General features: G+C 62.3%; 17 protein-coding genes, 1 tRNA gene and 2 pseudogenes. 7 read left to right on the forward strand and 13 right to left on the reverse strand.

The window, feature by feature from the left end:
• Positions 1-156: 156 nt before the first annotated feature.
• Positions 157-957 (forward strand): transporter substrate-binding domain-containing protein, encoded by an 801-nt coding sequence (locus tag AC3WLY_RS25915; RefSeq protein WP_492308812.1) that lies wholly within the window; start codon positions 157-159, stop codon positions 955-957.
• Between the two features lie 61 nt (positions 958-1,018).
• Here the strand turns inward: AC3WLY_RS25915 and AC3WLY_RS25920 are convergent, their stop codons facing one another.
• The gene (locus AC3WLY_RS25920; protein WP_492308811.1) at positions 1,019-1,222 is read right to left on the reverse strand and encodes a hypothetical protein; all 204 of its coding nucleotides are present in this window, start codon (positions 1,220-1,222) and stop codon (positions 1,019-1,021) included.
• A 560-nt stretch (positions 1,223-1,782) separates the two neighbouring features.
• On the opposite strand from AC3WLY_RS25920, the gene AC3WLY_RS25925 reads away from it, so the two are divergent.
• The 4 genes from AC3WLY_RS25925 to AC3WLY_RS25940 all read left to right on the forward strand — a co-directional run bounded on the left by AC3WLY_RS25925 (position 1,783) and on the right by AC3WLY_RS25940 (position 4,707).
• Positions 1,783-2,868 carry a hypothetical protein gene (locus AC3WLY_RS25925; RefSeq protein WP_492332730.1) on the forward strand — a complete coding sequence of 362 codons (1,086 nt, stop codon included), beginning with the start codon at positions 1,783-1,785 and terminating at the stop codon, positions 2,866-2,868.
• On the forward strand, positions 2,843-3,100 hold the full coding sequence (locus AC3WLY_RS25930; RefSeq protein WP_492308810.1) for a hypothetical protein: 258 nt from the start codon (positions 2,843-2,845) through the stop codon (positions 3,098-3,100). The genes AC3WLY_RS25925 and AC3WLY_RS25930 overlap by 26 nt, the downstream gene beginning before the upstream one ends.
• A gap of 318 nt (positions 3,101-3,418) precedes the next feature.
• Positions 3,419-4,039: a hypothetical protein gene (locus tag AC3WLY_RS25935; RefSeq protein ID WP_492308809.1), complete on the forward strand. Its 621-nt coding sequence runs from the start codon at positions 3,419-3,421 to the stop codon at positions 4,037-4,039.
• Between the two features lie 413 nt (positions 4,040-4,452).
• Positions 4,453-4,707, forward strand: coding sequence for a hypothetical protein (locus AC3WLY_RS25940; RefSeq protein WP_492308808.1), 255 nt, complete (start codon positions 4,453-4,455; stop codon positions 4,705-4,707).
• Between the two features lie 184 nt (positions 4,708-4,891).
• On the opposite strand, the pseudogene AC3WLY_RS25945 reads toward AC3WLY_RS25940, so the two are convergent.
• Positions 4,892-5,203: pseudogene (locus tag AC3WLY_RS25945) on the reverse strand (recombinase family protein); the annotation flags it as partial.
• A gap of 98 nt (positions 5,204-5,301) precedes the next feature.
• On the opposite strand from AC3WLY_RS25945, the pseudogene AC3WLY_RS25950 reads away from it, so the two are divergent.
• Positions 5,302-5,517 (forward strand): annotated as a pseudogene (locus tag AC3WLY_RS25950) (hypothetical protein); the annotation flags it as partial.
• 277 nt (positions 5,518-5,794) lie between these two features.
• On the opposite strand, the gene AC3WLY_RS25955 reads toward AC3WLY_RS25950, so the two are convergent.
• The 7 genes from AC3WLY_RS25955 to AC3WLY_RS25985 all read right to left on the reverse strand — a co-directional run bounded on the left by AC3WLY_RS25955 (position 5,795) and on the right by AC3WLY_RS25985 (position 10,936).
• Positions 5,795-5,870: transfer RNA gene (locus AC3WLY_RS25955), tRNA-Thr, on the reverse strand.
• 19 nt (positions 5,871-5,889) lie between these two features.
• Positions 5,890-6,411 (reverse strand): ClpXP protease specificity-enhancing factor, encoded by a 522-nt coding sequence (locus AC3WLY_RS25960; RefSeq protein ID WP_204425565.1) that lies wholly within the window; start codon positions 6,409-6,411, stop codon positions 5,890-5,892.
• 71 nt (positions 6,412-6,482) lie between these two features.
• A complete protein-coding gene (locus tag AC3WLY_RS25965; protein ID WP_006400565.1) occupies positions 6,483-7,094 on the reverse strand; it encodes a glutathione S-transferase N-terminal domain-containing protein in 612 nt (203 codons plus the stop codon).
• Positions 7,095-7,188: 94 nt separating this feature from the next.
• The gene (locus AC3WLY_RS25970; protein WP_492308807.1) at positions 7,189-7,947 is read right to left on the reverse strand and encodes a cytochrome c1; all 759 of its coding nucleotides are present in this window, start codon (positions 7,945-7,947) and stop codon (positions 7,189-7,191) included.
• Between the two features lie 21 nt (positions 7,948-7,968).
• Positions 7,969-9,351, reverse strand: a complete 1,383-nt coding sequence (locus AC3WLY_RS25975) for a cytochrome b (protein WP_425132158.1) — start codon at positions 9,349-9,351, stop codon at positions 7,969-7,971.
• Positions 9,351-9,971: a ubiquinol-cytochrome c reductase iron-sulfur subunit gene (petA, locus tag AC3WLY_RS25980; protein ID WP_034183663.1), complete on the reverse strand. Its 621-nt coding sequence runs from the start codon at positions 9,969-9,971 to the stop codon at positions 9,351-9,353. Before petA ends, AC3WLY_RS25975 begins: the two co-directional genes overlap by 1 nt.
• Positions 9,972-10,189: 218 nt before the next feature.
• On the reverse strand, positions 10,190-10,936 hold the full coding sequence (locus AC3WLY_RS25985) for a Nif3-like dinuclear metal center hexameric protein (protein WP_174417389.1): 747 nt from the start codon (positions 10,934-10,936) through the stop codon (positions 10,190-10,192).
• Positions 10,937-10,957: 21 nt separating this feature from the next.
• On the opposite strand from AC3WLY_RS25985, the gene AC3WLY_RS25990 reads away from it, so the two are divergent.
• Positions 10,958-12,163, forward strand: coding sequence for a Do family serine endopeptidase (locus AC3WLY_RS25990; protein ID WP_175963215.1), 1,206 nt, complete (start codon positions 10,958-10,960; stop codon positions 12,161-12,163).
• 208 nt (positions 12,164-12,371) lie between these two features.
• Here the strand turns inward: AC3WLY_RS25990 and tatC are convergent, their stop codons facing one another.
• The 4 genes from tatC to AC3WLY_RS26010 all read right to left on the reverse strand — a co-directional run bounded on the left by tatC (position 12,372) and on the right by AC3WLY_RS26010 (position 14,448).
• Positions 12,372-13,160 (reverse strand): twin-arginine translocase subunit TatC, encoded by a 789-nt coding sequence (gene tatC / locus AC3WLY_RS25995; protein WP_310141921.1) that lies wholly within the window; start codon positions 13,158-13,160, stop codon positions 12,372-12,374.
• A 41-nt stretch (positions 13,161-13,201) separates the two neighbouring features.
• Positions 13,202-13,732, reverse strand: coding sequence for a Sec-independent protein translocase protein TatB (gene tatB, locus AC3WLY_RS26000; RefSeq protein ID WP_072443901.1), 531 nt, complete (start codon positions 13,730-13,732; stop codon positions 13,202-13,204).
• A gap of 26 nt (positions 13,733-13,758) precedes the next feature.
• A complete protein-coding gene (tatA, locus tag AC3WLY_RS26005; RefSeq protein ID WP_034183658.1) occupies positions 13,759-13,989 on the reverse strand; it encodes a Sec-independent protein translocase subunit TatA in 231 nt (76 codons plus the stop codon).
• A gap of 93 nt (positions 13,990-14,082) precedes the next feature.
• Positions 14,083-14,448 (reverse strand): histidine triad nucleotide-binding protein, encoded by a 366-nt coding sequence (locus tag AC3WLY_RS26010; protein ID WP_096472296.1) that lies wholly within the window; start codon positions 14,446-14,448, stop codon positions 14,083-14,085.
• Between the last annotated feature and the right edge of the window lie 24 nt (positions 14,449-14,472).

The following is a 14,472-nucleotide window of genomic DNA, read 5'->3' on the forward strand; positions in this document are numbered from 1 at the left end:
TCGCTTCTCCCCATGAAATCGATTTCAATCAGGGCCAATTCGACTTTCGGTGCGGCGCGGTTGCGAGTAGTGTCTACGTGCCCGTATTGCGGCCCACCGGGCGCGGCCGGCGCCCGGCGCTCACCACAACACCGTACTGAACACTGGAGATCTGCGATGAAACGTTCGAAGTTCCTGCTGTCGGGCCTGCTGCTCGCATCGGCCCTCGGCTTCACGGCCGTCGCCGCGCACGCGGAAGACCTGCTCGATTCGGTGAAGAAAGCCGGCGTGCTGCGCGTCGGCCTCGAAGGCACGTATCCGCCGTTCAATTCGCGCGGTACGTCGGGTCAACTCGAAGGCTTCGACGTCGACGTCGCGAACGCGGTCGCCGGCAAGCTCGGCGTGAAGACGCAGTTCATCCCGACCGAATGGAGCGGCATCATCGCGGGCCTGCAGGCCGGCAAGTTCGACGTGATCGTCAACCAGGTCACGATCACGCCGCAGCGCAAGGAAGTGCTCGACTTCAGCCAGCCGTACACGTACTCGGCCGCGCAGCTGATCCAGCGCAAGGACGACGCGCGCAACTTCAAGTCGCTCGACGATTTCAAGGGCAAGAAGCTCGGCGTGACGCTCGGCACCAACTACGACCAGATGGCGCGCACCGTGCCGGGCATCGAGGTGCAGACGTATCCGGGCGCGCCGGAGAAGCTGCGCGACCTCGCCGCGGGCCGGATCGAGGCGACGCTCGACGATCGCCTGATGCTGCCGTACATGATCAAGACGTCGAACCTGCCGCTGCGCGCGGGCGCGGTGCTGAACGGCGGCAAGCAGGAAATGGCGATCCCGTTCCGCAAGGGCAACCCGAAGTTCGAGAAGGCGATCAACAACGCGCTGGAGTCCCTGCAAAAGGACGGCACGCTGAAGAAAATCTCGATGCACTGGTTCGGCAGCGACGTGACGGTGCCGGTCGCGCAGTAAGCGGTTTCCGGTGTCTCGGCGCGTCACGCCCTTCGTCTCGATGAAGGCGTGACGCTTCCTCTCAGGCCGCTTCGTCGAAGCGCGCCAACATCATCTGGCCGATCGGCGTCAGCGCCGGGCGCGCCGCCACCGTGTTCATGCGCACCTGCGTATCGACGACCAGCCGCTTTTCGACCAGCACGGCAAAAGTCGGATTCGATTGATCGACGCTGTCAGGCGTACGCGCAATGCGCAGCAGCATCGAGAATTCATGCGGACTCAGCATGGTCCCAGTCTCCTGATCGTTCGCGATCCGGGTCGAATCGGCGTCGATCGTGTCCTTTAATGAAACGGGGCGAAGGCATGATGAAAGTGAAAGCGCCCGATCGCTTGCGACACGGGCACGTCGTCGCGAGGAACTGAGCGTTCCCTGATCGAGGGAACGCCACCATATCGATTGGATGCATACGTCACGACGGGAACGTGCAACCTTATGGGGTCGTCGTGACGCGGTCGTGACAGTAAAACAGGCACGCAATAGCGGTATCTGACCTTGCCGGCCAGCACCAGCGACCAACTAATCCATTGTCTGCCGCATGAAATGCGCCTGCACGTGACGTGCACGGCTGATACCCAGCGTATTGGCCTTCGATTACCACGCCCTCTTGCTCAAGAATCGCGGGCACTCACGCGGCTTTCCCGAGCAGTTCACCCCGGGGCCGGCGGGGAACAACCTGCCCATCGAATCCGTTTCGCGGCGCCCGACGCCGATTCGTTTCCCGCCACTACTACGACATCAAGGGCTACACGTTCCGTGTCATTCACCCCGACGGCAGCGAAGAATGGCTGTATCGCGACGAGCACGACAACCTGACTCAATATATCCATCGCGACGGCAGCGTCGAACAAATGCGTTACGACGCACGCGGCAATCTCGTCGAACATCTGCAGACGAACGGCAGCACGATCGGCATGGCCTACGATGACAATGAGCGTCTCGTCGGCGTAACCGATCCGCACGGCCATGTCTGGAAGCAGGAACACAATGCGGCCGGCCAAGTCACCGCGCGTATCGATCCGCTCGGTCACCGGACCGAATACAGCTACGACGGGCAAGGCAACGTCACGGCAATCAAGGATGCGAGGGGCGGTGTCGTTGCGCTCACCTACGACGCCGCAGGTCGCGTGACTTCCCGGACAGACTGTTCCGGCAAATCCACGGCGTTGGCCTACGATGCCGACGGCAGGCTGGCCAGCGAGCAGGATGCGTCCGGCGCCATGACGACATTTGCGTACGGCGCGAACGGCCGACCGACGGAGATCAGGACACCGGCCGGTATCGAGCGTGTCAGCTACGACGCCGAAGGCCGGCTGCTCGCGCATACGGATCCCCTGAACAACGAGACACGTTTCGACTACGACGCCGCAGGCCGCATCGCGCGACGAGCCGATCCGCTGGGGCATTCGACCACGTACCGCTACGATGGCCTGGGTCATGTCACGGCCGTCGTCAACGCACAATCCGCGACGTACGGTTTCGAGTACGACATGCTGGGCAGGATCGTTCGAGAAACGGGATTCGACGGGCGAACGATCCGTTACACGTATGGAGAAGCGGACGGCCTGCTGCAGTCGATCGACGACGCCGGGCAAGTCGTAACGCTCGAACATGATCGTGCCGGCCAGCCGATCGCTCGATCGGCTGGCGACGAATCCGAACGCTTCACGTTCGATGCGAGCGGAAGATGGATCGACGCGACCAACCGCCATAGCCGCGTGCAGCGCTTCTTTGATCCGGTCGGCAATCTGGTTCGCGAGCACCACGCCTACACGTTGTTCGGAGAGCGGCCCGCTCGTCAAGTGCGACATCCACGGGATTGCGTTCGGTTCGCGCACATCGCCAACCATGGCAGCCTTGATCGATCGGCGTGACGCGGTGCCGCACGGTCGGCTAATCAAGGTAGTCGTGATTTCACCGAAAGCAGAAAACGAATTCTGGTTCGACGAAGCCTTCCTTCTTCGTGTGTTGGGACCGGATATCGATCTTTCCACAGGCATCTATCGAATGGAATCGGGCGACCGCAGCATCCACCTGCTCGAAAGCGGGAAATCGGTATGCAGGCACTGCTTGGAAGACTGGCTGCGGCGCAACGGCATCGCTTAGCGATGCGCGGCGCCGGGTCGCGAAGGAAATCCCGCATGCCTGCTTCGGCACATTCCGTGTGCCGAAGCAGGCATGCGGCCGACGTCACATATGTCGCCTTGCGAAGCAGAAAAGACAAAGGGCCGGGAGAATCAATCTCCCGGCCCTTCGTTCAATATGGTGCGGCTGCAGGAATGGTATTTACGTCTTAATAGACTGATTCCAATAAAAATCTCCCCAGACAAAGATCCGACACACCCCCAAACGTACCCCCATACACTGAGAGACCTGCGAGAGCGACCTCACGGAGCATATGTGTATGCTACAGGCGTCAACGTCATGCATACGCCGGCAGTGGAAAAATCAAGAACGATGGTCAGTTTGACCCCGGACGAGATCGCCAAGATCAAGACGACGGCAGTGCGCGGACGGCCATACGCGCCGCGCATCAGTATCGCCCTCGCGGTCCGGCTTCTGGATAAGAGCGATCGGTACTTCGACCCGTTCGCCGTGTTGGACGAACTCGACTATCTCGAAGGCATCCGCCCGACATCCAAAACAAAGCGTGAATCGCCATTCAAGGGACCTCACCTCCAACCCTTTTGGCATAAGCACTTCAGTTCGGCCCGGCACCTTGTCCGAAATATCGGAATCCGCTGGAATCTCGCCGACGGCGGGAACAGAGATCTAGATCGGATGCTGCGCGAAGTCGCGGAGACATACGGCGAAGATCCCGAACTGTGGCAAGCCTACCTCGCGCACCGCCTCGTAGTCGGCGGATTCGAGGAACGAGCCCAAAGGGGGCTAACTGGCGATTGGATCATCTACGCGAAACACGATGGCGCGAACTATTACCTGGATCTCGCCACGCACGAAGAGGGTGAGCCGGAGCACGCTGAAGAGCTATCGAAAAAATTGCGCGATGGCTGCTTCGCGGAGTTTCCCTTCGTCTTTCCGTGACGCACCGCCAAGGAAACATGCGTTCCGTACGCCGCCGGAACGAATTTTTGTTGGAGATTTGGAGACAAGCGCTCATTTCGGCCTGTCTGCCGCGACTGGCAAGGCTCCGACTATCTCCAAGTATGTCTCCAAAAACCCTCTTTTCTTGGAGATAAGTTTGGAGATAGACGCCGGGATAAGGCACTGCGACTCACTCGGCAGTTGCCCCAATCTGGAACGCTGCGCGCAAAGAATTCCCCACGCCGTCGCCCTTGCCGCCACGGGGCTATTCGGCGCAAATGCGCCTAGAGCGGTGGGGGGTTCGGTCGAATAGCAGTCGAAACAGCGAACGTGCTAGAGTTTTCGAGCAGTGAGACCAAGTAGATTGTTATAAAAACGGGGGCAATATGGCCGAGAAACTATACAAGGCGTACGTGAAGACGCTAGATCATCCTCATGTGCTGGAGATGATTGTGTCAGCATCAGACGGCGAGGCTGCCGCGAAAAAAGCTTTGAGCCACGTCAAAGAAGCCAATCCAGAGAAAGGCAGATCAGTCGCGGAGTCTCAGAAGAACTCGGTCGTGCTCGCGGTCAAGGCGGCCGGAAAAAACGGCTGCATTGTCATTAACAAGCTTCCGCTTGTGATATTTGAGGAAATCTCGAAGACAGTCGCGAAAAAGGGAACCTAGTTTGGGACGTCAGCGCCGCCGCCGAACGAAGCGCTTAGCGACCGTCAAAGGCCCTACGCTCATCAATTCGGCGGCGGATCGACCATTGCAGCACCGGTCCTGCGTCATGTCCCCGATATCCGCACGCACCTGGGCGGATAAAGTCGCTGCCCAGCGCACAAAAAGTAACTTTGAGCGGCGCGCATTACGCCGCGTCGCGTACCCGCATGATCGTCTGACGGCTCGTGCCATACCGTTTCGCGAGACTCGCCACGCTTGCCCCTTCGCTCAAATGCTGGCGCACGTCGTCTTGCTGTTGCTTAGTCAGCGCGGACGGACGACCCATCGCCCTCCCTTCCGCCCTTGCTCGCGCGATGCCGGCTTGCGTCCGCTCTATCAGTAGATCTCGTTCAAATTCGGCCACGGCATTCAATACCTGCATCGTCATACGGCCGGCCGCGCTCGTCAGGTCGACGCCGCCAAGAGCAAGGCAATGAATTCGGATGCCGCGAAAAGCACAACCGGAACTTCGAGATCACAGTGACGGCAGCTCCAAGCCCACTCTTCGAGACCGAGCCAGCAAAGTTTGTGTTCGATGGCAGGTACGTTGAGGCGTTGGAAAAGGCGACGGGCTGCTTCTGGAACCGTGGTGACGACGCGGGGAAGCTCGTAGCGATCGCCGTCACGCTCGCCTCGACGCTCGCGCTCGAAGCCCCGCGCCTGACGACAAAGCAACTTGGCACCACCTGCGAGAAGTTCGTCCAGGCGATCGCCGCTGCTGAACAGGATTCGGCGAACTATCGTCGTCGGCAGTATCGACAGCTACGGAAACAGCCAACGACGGTGGCCCGCCGCCGTCGAAGAGTTTGTTTCCCCCGGCCTCATCGAATCTAGCGTTGCGGCACTTGGCGTCGGTAAGAGGTTTGGTTTTCATTGTTCGTCGGGGGTACGGCATACCCCCAAATCCCGGAAGTCATACCCCGAATCTTACCCCCAAATTTTCGGGATGCCCCGGCCTCTCACGGGACGTCCTGAAACAAAAAACCCGCGTCAGCGCTAGGCTGGACGCGGGTTTTGGGACTTCCGGGTACTACTTGAAACTAGTGTTTGGTGCCGGCTGCAGGACTCGAACCCGCCACCTGATGATTACAAATCAACTGCTCTACCAGATGAGCTAAGCCGGCGTAAGCGCGAGATTCTACCTCATTTCACGATCTTGAGGCGAGGTCTGGAGCCGCCTTTCGAGCCGTCGCCGTCGGTTTTCGGCGGTTCGTCGGCACCTTCGGAGGGTTCCTCGTTCGCGCCTCGCTCCGCGACCGGCGTCAGTGCGGCAGGCGACTCGTCGCGCTGCACGTCATCCGCCTGCGCGGCTTCATCGTCGAACGTGCCCGAATCCTCGCCTTCGCCCGCGACCGCATCGACCTGGAACGCCATCCCCTGCCCGTTCTCGCGCGCATAGATCGCGAGCACGTTGGCAACCGGAATCTCGATCTTGTGCGCCTTCCCGGAGAACCGGGCAGTGAACTCGATCCACTCGTTGCCCATCTGCAACTGGCTCGTCGCCTCGAAGCTGATGTTGAGCACGATCTCGCCGTCACGCACGAACTGACGCGGCACGCGCGTCGAGTTGTCGACCCTCACCGCGATATGCGGCGTGTAACCGTTATCGGTGCACCACTCGTACAACGCGCGCAGCAGATAAGGCTTCGTTGAAATCTCTTGCATCACAATCCTCGAACCCGGAGCGGGCGCGCGGCACGCCGCGCCGCCTGCTCCGTCTTGCCTTCATTGCATCATCAACGACGCATGACCTTTTCGGACGGCGTCAGTGCTTCGATATAGGCCGGACGGCTGAAGATCCGTTCGGCGTACTTCATCAGCGGCGCAGCGTTCTTCGACAGCTCGATGCCGTAGTGATCCAGACGCCACAGCAGCGGCGCGATCGCGACGTCGAGCATCGAGAACTCCTCGCCGAGCATGTACTTGTTCTTCACGAAGATCGGCGCGAGCTGCGTCAGGCGATCGCGGATCGCGAGGCGTGCCTTCTCGTGATTCTTCTCCGCTGCCTTGCCCTTCTCGTTCTCGAGCGTGCTGACGTGAACGAACAGTTCCTTCTCGAAGTTGAGCAGGAACAGGCGCGCGCGTGCGCGCTGCACGGGGTCGGCCGGCATCAGTTGCGGATGCGGGAAGCGCTCGTCGATGTACTCGTTGATGATGTTCGATTCGTACAGGATCAGGTCACGCTCGACCAGGATCGGCACCTGACCATACGGGTTCATCACCGAAATGTCTTCCGGCTTGTTGAACAGGTCGACGTCACGGATTTCGAAGTCCATGCCCTTCTCGAACAGCACCAGCCGGCAACGCTGGGAGAACGGGCAAGTTGTGCCGGAATACAGAACCATCATATTTGCGTTTCCTCAAAAAAGCCGAGGGCCGGCACGCGGCGAAACCCCTTTCACGGGTTCCGCGTTGCGCCGGCCCCACGCCGGTCAGGCGTGTTTACTTGATGTCTTTCCAGTACGCGGCATTGAGCCGCCAGGCCAGGAAAGTCAGGACACCGAGAAAGACCAGCACCCACACGCCGAGGCGCTTGCGGGTATGCTGGGCCGGCTCGGACATCCATGTCATATAGGCCACCAGGTCGGCAACCGCAGCATCATAGTCCGGTGACGACAACGTCCCCGGCGTGACCTGCTGGAAGCCGACGAGCGTGTGGGCCTTCTCGCCCGTCTCCTCGTCCGTCTTGTCTTCGAATTTGGCGATGCGCTGCCCCTGCAGCTGCCACAACACATGGGGCATGCCGACGTTCTCGAACACCGCGTTGTTCCAGCCGGACGGCCGCGTATCGTCGCGGTAGAAACTCCGCAGATACGTATACAGCCAGTCGCGGCCGCGCGCGCGCTCCTCGACCGACAGGTCGGGCGGCGAGGTGCCGAGCCAATTCTTCGCGTCTTCGGGCCGCATCGCGACGGACATCGTGTTTCCGACCTTGTCGGTCGTGAACAGGAGATTCGTTTCGATCTCCTTCTGGGATATGCCCAGATCCGTCAGACGGTTGTAGCGCATCAGGTTCGCGCTGTGGCAGTTCAGGCAATAGTTTACAAACAATTGCGCGCCGTGCTGAAGCGAAACGAGATTTTCCGTGTTATCGGGCGCCCGGTCGAGCGGAAAATTACCTTCCGCCCGCACGGCAGGCGCCGCCAGCAGCGCACACGCGGTCGCCCCGATCAGCGCGAGTGTCGAAAGCAGTTTCTTCATATCGTTCTCTCCTCGCTCACGTTAATGGGGCTTGAAGCGCACCCGCTCCGGCGGCTGCTTGAACGTGCCAAGCTGCGTCCAGACGGGCATGCCGAGGAAGAACGCGAAGTAGACCAAAGCGCAGGCCTGCGCGATCAGCGTCGCAACCGGCGATGGCGGCCGCGTGCCGAGGAACGCAAGGGTCAGGAACGCCGCGACGAAGATCCCGAGGAACACCTTGTGGAACAACGGCCGGTAGCGGATCGACTTCACCGGGCTACGGTCGAGCCACGGCAGGAAGAACAGCGTGATCACCGCCGAGCCCATCACGACGACGCCCCAGAACTTCGACTCCGTCAGGTACATGAATACGACGATCGCCGCGGCCAGCACGGGCAGCCCGACCTTCCACTTGCCGCGTGCGCGGATCAGCGCGAGCACGCCGAGCGCCGCGATCGCGATCATCAGCACGATCTTGAACGGGTCGGTGGTCGCGCGCAGCATCGCGTAGAACGCGGTGAAATACCAGACCGGCGCGATCTCGGGCGGCGTCTGCAGCGGGTTCGCCGGGACGAAGTTGTTCGCCTCGAGGAAGTAGCCGCCCATCTCCGGCGAGAAGAACACGATCAGTGCGAAGACCATCAGGAACACGCACACGCCGAGGAAATCGTGCACCGAGTAGTACGGATGGAACGGGATGCCGTCGAGCGGAATGCCGTTCTCGTCCTTCTTCGCCTTGATCTCGATGCCGTCCGGGTTATTCGACCCCACTTCGTGCAGCGCGACGAGGTGCGCGATCACGAGGCCGATCAGCACGAGCGGAATCGCGATCACGTGGAACGCGAAGAAGCGGTTCAGCGTGACGTCGGACACGACGTAGTCGCCGCGAATCCACAGCGACAGGTCCGGGCCGACGAACGGGATCGCCGAGAACAGGTTCACGATCACCTGCGCGCCCCAGAACGACATCTGGCCCCACGGCAGCAGGTAGCCGAAGAACGCCTCGGCCATCAGGCACAGGAAGATCGCGCAGCCGAAGATCCACACGAGCTCGCGCGGCTTGCGGTACGACCCGTACAGCAGCCCGCGGAACATGTGCAGGTAGACGACCACGAAGAACATCGATGCACCGGTCGAGTGCAGGTAGCGGATCAGCCAGCCCCACGGCACCTCGCGCATGATGTACTCGACCGACGCGAACGCGAGCGTCGAGTCGGGCTTGTAGTTCATCGTCAGGAAGATGCCCGTGACGATCTGGTTGACGAGCACGAGCAGCGCGAGGGAGCCGAAGAAGTACCAGAAGTTGAAGTTCTTCGGCGCGTAGTACTCGGAAACGTGCTTCTTCCAGGTGGACGTGAGCGGGAAGCGCTGGTCGATCCAGCCGGTGAGACCTGTCGTGGAGACTTCCTTGTTGTCGGCGGCCATCACGCTTCTCCTTTCTCGTCCTTGCCGATCACGAGGGTCGTCGCCGACGTGAACATGTAGGGCGGGATGTCGAGATTCTGAGGCGCCGGCTTGTTCTTGAACACACGGCCGGCGAGGTCGTAGGTCGAACCGTGGCACGGGCACAGGAAACCGCCCGGCCAGTCGTCCGGCAGGTTCGGCTGCGGACCCGGCGTGAAGCGTTGGCTAGGCGTGCAGCCGAGGTGCGTACATACGGCCATCACGACGAGAATGTTCTTGCGATCGGTCCGCGCGCGATATTCGTTCGCGCAATATGCGGGCAACGGCATCGAATACGGGGACTTCGTGGTCGGATCGGCCACTTCCTTGTCGGCCTTGACCACGTCGGCCAGCATCGAATCGGTGCGATTCAGGATCCAGACGGGCTTGCCGCGCCACGGCACGGTGACCATCTCGCCGGGCTTCAGGCTGCTGATGTCGACCTCGACCGGTGCACCGGCCGCTTTCGCTTTCGCGGACGGCGCAAGCGACGCCGCGAAAGGTATGACGGTGGCTACGCCTCCTACGCCACCTGCTACGGATGTCGCAATCAGCCAGGTACGGCGGCCGCTGTCGACGCGTTTCTCTTCCTTGTCTCGCATCACACGCCCCACTTCTGAGTTGGATTTTCCGTCACGACTTTCCATTCCGCCGCTAGTTTGCTCGAATGGAGTCGTCATTTACAAGGCCCGGAGATGAAAATCCCTTCGAAGTGATTGATAGTTAAGGGTTATCCCCCACTATCGGAGCGATTAAATCATTTCTCTTTTAAGCGCCCGCTACATTTCGGAATGTCGATGCGCTGCCGCAAATCCGGCGTTCAGACCGGATTATGAATATCGATAAAAAGGTGTTCGAGATCGAATTCTTCCGACAAGTGGGCGCCAAGCGCCTGGATTCCGTAGCGTTCGGTCGCATGGTGCCCTGCCGCAACGAACGCGACACCGCTTTCGGCGGCCGTGTGCGTCACGTATTCGGACACCTCGCCCGTCAGGTATACGTCCGCGCCGGCGTCGATCGCCGCGTCGAAATAGCTCTGTGCGGCGCCCGTGCACCACGCGATGCGGCGCAGCTGCAGGTCCGGATCGCCAAGCACGAGCGGCGTGCGGCCGAGCGTGCGCTCGACCTTCGCGACGAAGTGCTCGAGCGTGACGGGCATCGGTAGCGTCGCCATCCAGCCGAGGTCGCCGTCGCCGAAACGCTGCTCGCCGATCAGCCCGAGCTTCTCGCCCAGCTGCGCGTTGTTGCCGAACCGGGGGTGCGCGTCGAGCGGCAGGTGGAACGCGAACAGGTTCAGGTCGTTCGCGAGCAGCAGCTTCAGGCGCTGATACTTGCGGCCCGTGATCTGCGGCGCCTCGTTGCGCCAGAAATAGCCGTGATGAACGAGCACGGCATCCGCCCCCCATTCGAGCGCGGCTTCGAGGAACGCGAGCGACGCCGTCACGCCGGTGGCGATCTTCTCGATCTTGCGGCGCCCCTCGACCTGGAGGCCGTTCGGGCAATAGTCCTTGAAGCGCGCGGTTTCAAGGGTATTGTTCAAGTACAATTCAAGTTCGATCCGATCCATATAAACCTCTAATCCATTCAGATGCTTAGACGCTTCTGGCTGTTCTTCGCGCAGGCGGTTACCGTGCTGCTCGCGCTGATGTTCATCGTCGTGACGCTCAAGCCGCAATGGCTGCAACGGCAAGGACAGCTCGGCAAGCAGCTCGCGACGCCGATCGTTGCGCTGCGGGAAGTCGCGCCGGGCATCGGCGGCGCACCGGCGACCACGTCGTACGCCGACGCCGCGCAGAAGGCGATGCCGGCCGTCGTCAACGTATTCTCCAGCAAGGACGGCTCGCTGCCGCCCGACCCGCGCGCGAAAGATCCGCTGTTCCGCTACTTCTTCGGCGACCGCAACGCCCGCAAGCAGCAGGACGAACCGGCAGCCAACCTTGGCTCGGGCGTTATCGTGAGCCCTGAAGGTTACATTCTAACGAACCAGCACGTCGTGGACGGCGCGGACCAGATCGAGGTCGCGCTCGCCGACGGGCGCACGGCCACCGCGAAGGTGATCGGCAGCGATCCCGAGACCGACCTCGCCGTGCTGAAGATCAACATGACGAACCTGCCGACGATCACGCTCGGCCGTTCCGACCAGTCGCGGGTCGGCGACGTCGTGCTCGCGATCGGCAACCCGTTCGGGGTCGGCCAGACGGTCACGATGGGGATCATCAGCGCGCTCGGCCGCAACCACCTCGGCATCAACACGTTCGAGAACTTCATCCAGACCGACGCGCCGATCAACCCCGGCAACTCGGGCGGCGCGCTGGTCGACGTGAACGGCAACCTGCTCGGCATCAACACGGCGATCTACTCGCGCTCGGGCGGCTCGCTCGGCATCGGCTTCGCGATTCCGGTATCGACCGCGCGCACCGTGCTCGAAAGCATCATCACGACGGGTTCGGTCACGCGCGGCTGGATCGGCGTCGAGCCGCAGGACGTCACGCCGGAGATCGCCGAATCGTTCGGGCTCCAGCAGAAATCGGGCGCGATCGTCGCGGGCGTGCTGCAGGGCGGCCCGGCCGACAAGGCAGGCATCAAGCCGGGCGACATCCTGGTCACGGTCAACGGCGAGGAAATCACCGATACGACGAAGCTGCTGAACGTCGTCGCGCAGATCAAGCCGGGCACGCCGACCAAGGTGCACGTCGTGCGCAAGGGCAAGGAGTTCGACGTGAACGTCGTGATCGGCAAGCGCCCGCCGCCGCCGAAGCAGGCGCTCGACGAACAGGACAGCGATACCGAATGACGTTCACGGTTGGCGTGCCGACGCGCGCCGGCCGTGAGCGGAAACGCAAAAGGGCAGCCGGTGGCTGCCCTTTTGCTTTGCATCGAAGACCTTGTTGCCGCGGATGTGACCTCAACGCCCGCTTTGCTTTGCTCCCCAACGCCACCGGGCCGCACAGGCATGGCCCCGGAAGAAGGCCACCCGCCGCGCGCCGCCCGGCGCACCGTCATCAACTCGCGGCTTCGCCGTTCTCCGCCTCGCCCTCTTCGGCCGGCTTCTTCGGTACGAAGAACCGCGCGGCCAGGATCCCGGCCTCGTACAGCACGATCAGCGGCAGCGCGAGCATCAGCTGCGAGAATACGTCCGGCGGCGTGACGACCGCGGCGACAACGAACGCGCCGACGATCACGTACGGCCGGATCTCCTTCAGCTTCTTTACCGTCAGCACGCCCATCCGGACGAGCAGCACGACGACGATCGGCACCTCGAACGTGACCCCGAACGCGACGAACATCCCGAGCACGAAGCTCAGGTAGTTGTCGATGTCGGTCGTCATCTCGGCGCCGAGCGGCGCGTTGTAGTGCGCCATCACGCGGAAGATCGTCGGGAACACGAGGAAGTACGCGAACGCCATCCCGCACAGGAACAGGAAGTAGCTGCTGCCGACGAGCGGCGCGACGAGCTTCTTCTCGTGCTGGTACAGCCCCGGCGCGACGAACGCCCAGATCTGGTACAGCACGATCGGCAGCGCGATCACGAGCGCGACGAGCATCGTGACCTTCATCGGCACGAAGAACGAGCCCGTGACGTCGGTGACGATCATCTTGCCGTCCTTCGGCAGGTTTTCCATCAACGGCCGCGCGAGCAGCTTGAAGATGTCGGGCGCCCAGTAGACGAGCCCGAGGAACACGACAATCACGGCCAGCCCCGCGCGAATGATGCGATCGCGGAGCTCGACGAGATGGGAAATGAAGGTTTCTTCCGGGGCGTCGCCCGGGTTCTGCTGGGGGTCGCTCACACCGGCCCTCGGTAGGATTGACGAGCGAGCATGCGCTCGACTCAGAAGAAGCGCGTCGGCCGGCGCAGGCTGGCCGGCTGGTGGCGCGCGACACGCGCGGCGCCCGACTGCACGTGCGTGCGGCGGGTAATCGCGCGCTTGTACCAGACAGGCGTCGCCGCCTGCTTGACACGCCAGTTGCGGCGCTTCGGCGCGAGCGCGGCCGTACTGCCGCGCCACGACGGCGCCGCCGGCGTGTCGGAACCGTACGACCCGGCATCGCCCGAAGCTTCGTTAAGGCCCCCGACCGCGGAATGCCACGTGTCGTTCAGTTCCTTCTCGTGCTCGCGCAGGTTGTCGTGAATCGTCGTCTCGACATTGCGCGCGGCCGACTCGAAATCGGTCTTCATCGTCCGCAGCGCGTCGAGTTCGATTTCGCGCGAGACCTCGGCCTTCACGTCGTTGATGTACCGCTGCGCGCGGCCGAACAATGCGCCTGCCGTACGCGCGACGCGCGGCAGGCGCTCGGGGCCGAGCACCACGAGCGCGACGACGCCGATCAGCGCCATCTTCGAAAGACCGAGATCCAGCATCGCGAATGCCTGTCAGCGTGCCGGCGTTACGCCTTGTTCGAATCGGAACGCGTCGTTTCCTTCGCGTTGACGTCGACCGAGCCCGAGCGCGGCAGTTGCTGCGCGTCGGCCGGCGTTTCGCCTTCCTTCATGCCGTCCTTGAAACCCTTCACCGCGCTGCCGAGATCGTTGCCGATGTTGCGCAGCTTCTTCGTACCGAAAACCAGCGCGACGATCAGCAGCACGATCAGCCAGTGCCAAATGCTCAATCCACCCATGATGAAACCTCTCCTCAACCACGCCGCTGCGCGGCGCAAATCGCCGGCGACGCGCCGGCTTCGACTATCGATGCGGGGAAACGCCCCGCGCCGTCAACCCATCCGATGCCAGGGACGCGGGCCGGCCAGGATATGCGCGTGCAGATGGTAAACCTCCTGCCCGCCGCCGGGGCCCGTGTTGATCACCGTGCGAAAACCGCTTTCACCGCCCGTATACGCGACGCCGAGCTGGTCGGCGAGGCGCGCGACGAGCAGCATCAGCCGCCCGAGCATCGGCGCATCGCCGTCGCTCGCCGCCGACAGCGTCGGCAGGTGCCGGCGCGGAATCACGAGCACGTGCGTCTCGGCCGCCGGGCGGATGTCGCGGAACGCGACGAATTCGTCATCCTCGTGCACCTTCGTGCTCGGGATCTCGCCTGCGGCGATCTTGCAGAACAGGCAATTCGGATCGTGACTCATGTTGCTCCTGCAGACACCCGCGCG

Source organism: Burkholderia sp. FW306-1C-G01B, assembly GCF_058781685.1.

Coding starts and splice junctions, on each gene's coding strand:
- petA (WP_034183663.1), bottom strand. CDS start 9,971: ATGCGAGACAAGGAAGAGAAACGCGTCGACAGCGGCCGCCGTACCTGG.
- AC3WLY_RS25990 (WP_175963215.1), top strand. CDS start 10,958: ATGCTTAGACGCTTCTGGCTGTTCTTCGCGCAGGCGGTTACCGTGCTG.
- AC3WLY_RS25970 (WP_492308807.1), bottom strand. CDS start 7,947: ATGAAGAAACTGCTTTCGACACTCGCGCTGATCGGGGCGACCGCGTGT.
- AC3WLY_RS25975 (WP_425132158.1), bottom strand. CDS start 9,351: ATGGCCGCCGACAACAAGGAAGTCTCCACGACAGGTCTCACCGGCTGG.
- tatB (WP_072443901.1), bottom strand. CDS start 13,732: ATGCTGGATCTCGGTCTTTCGAAGATGGCGCTGATCGGCGTCGTCGCG.
- AC3WLY_RS25920 (WP_492308811.1), bottom strand. CDS start 1,222: ATGCTGAGTCCGCATGAATTCTCGATGCTGCTGCGCATTGCGCGTACG.
- tatA (WP_034183658.1), bottom strand. CDS start 13,989: ATGGGTGGATTGAGCATTTGGCACTGGCTGATCGTGCTGCTGATCGTC.
- AC3WLY_RS25915 (WP_492308812.1), top strand. CDS start 157: ATGAAACGTTCGAAGTTCCTGCTGTCGGGCCTGCTGCTCGCATCGGCC.
- AC3WLY_RS25965 (WP_006400565.1), bottom strand. CDS start 7,094: ATGATGGTTCTGTATTCCGGCACAACTTGCCCGTTCTCCCAGCGTTGC.
- AC3WLY_RS25960 (WP_204425565.1), bottom strand. CDS start 6,411: ATGCAAGAGATTTCAACGAAGCCTTATCTGCTGCGCGCGTTGTACGAG.
- AC3WLY_RS25930 (WP_492308810.1), top strand. CDS start 2,843: ATGGCAGCCTTGATCGATCGGCGTGACGCGGTGCCGCACGGTCGGCTA.
- AC3WLY_RS25985 (WP_174417389.1), bottom strand. CDS start 10,936: ATGGATCGGATCGAACTTGAATTGTACTTGAACAATACCCTTGAAACC.
- AC3WLY_RS26010 (WP_096472296.1), bottom strand. CDS start 14,448: ATGAGTCACGATCCGAATTGCCTGTTCTGCAAGATCGCCGCAGGCGAG.
- AC3WLY_RS25935 (WP_492308809.1), top strand. CDS start 3,419: ATGCATACGCCGGCAGTGGAAAAATCAAGAACGATGGTCAGTTTGACC.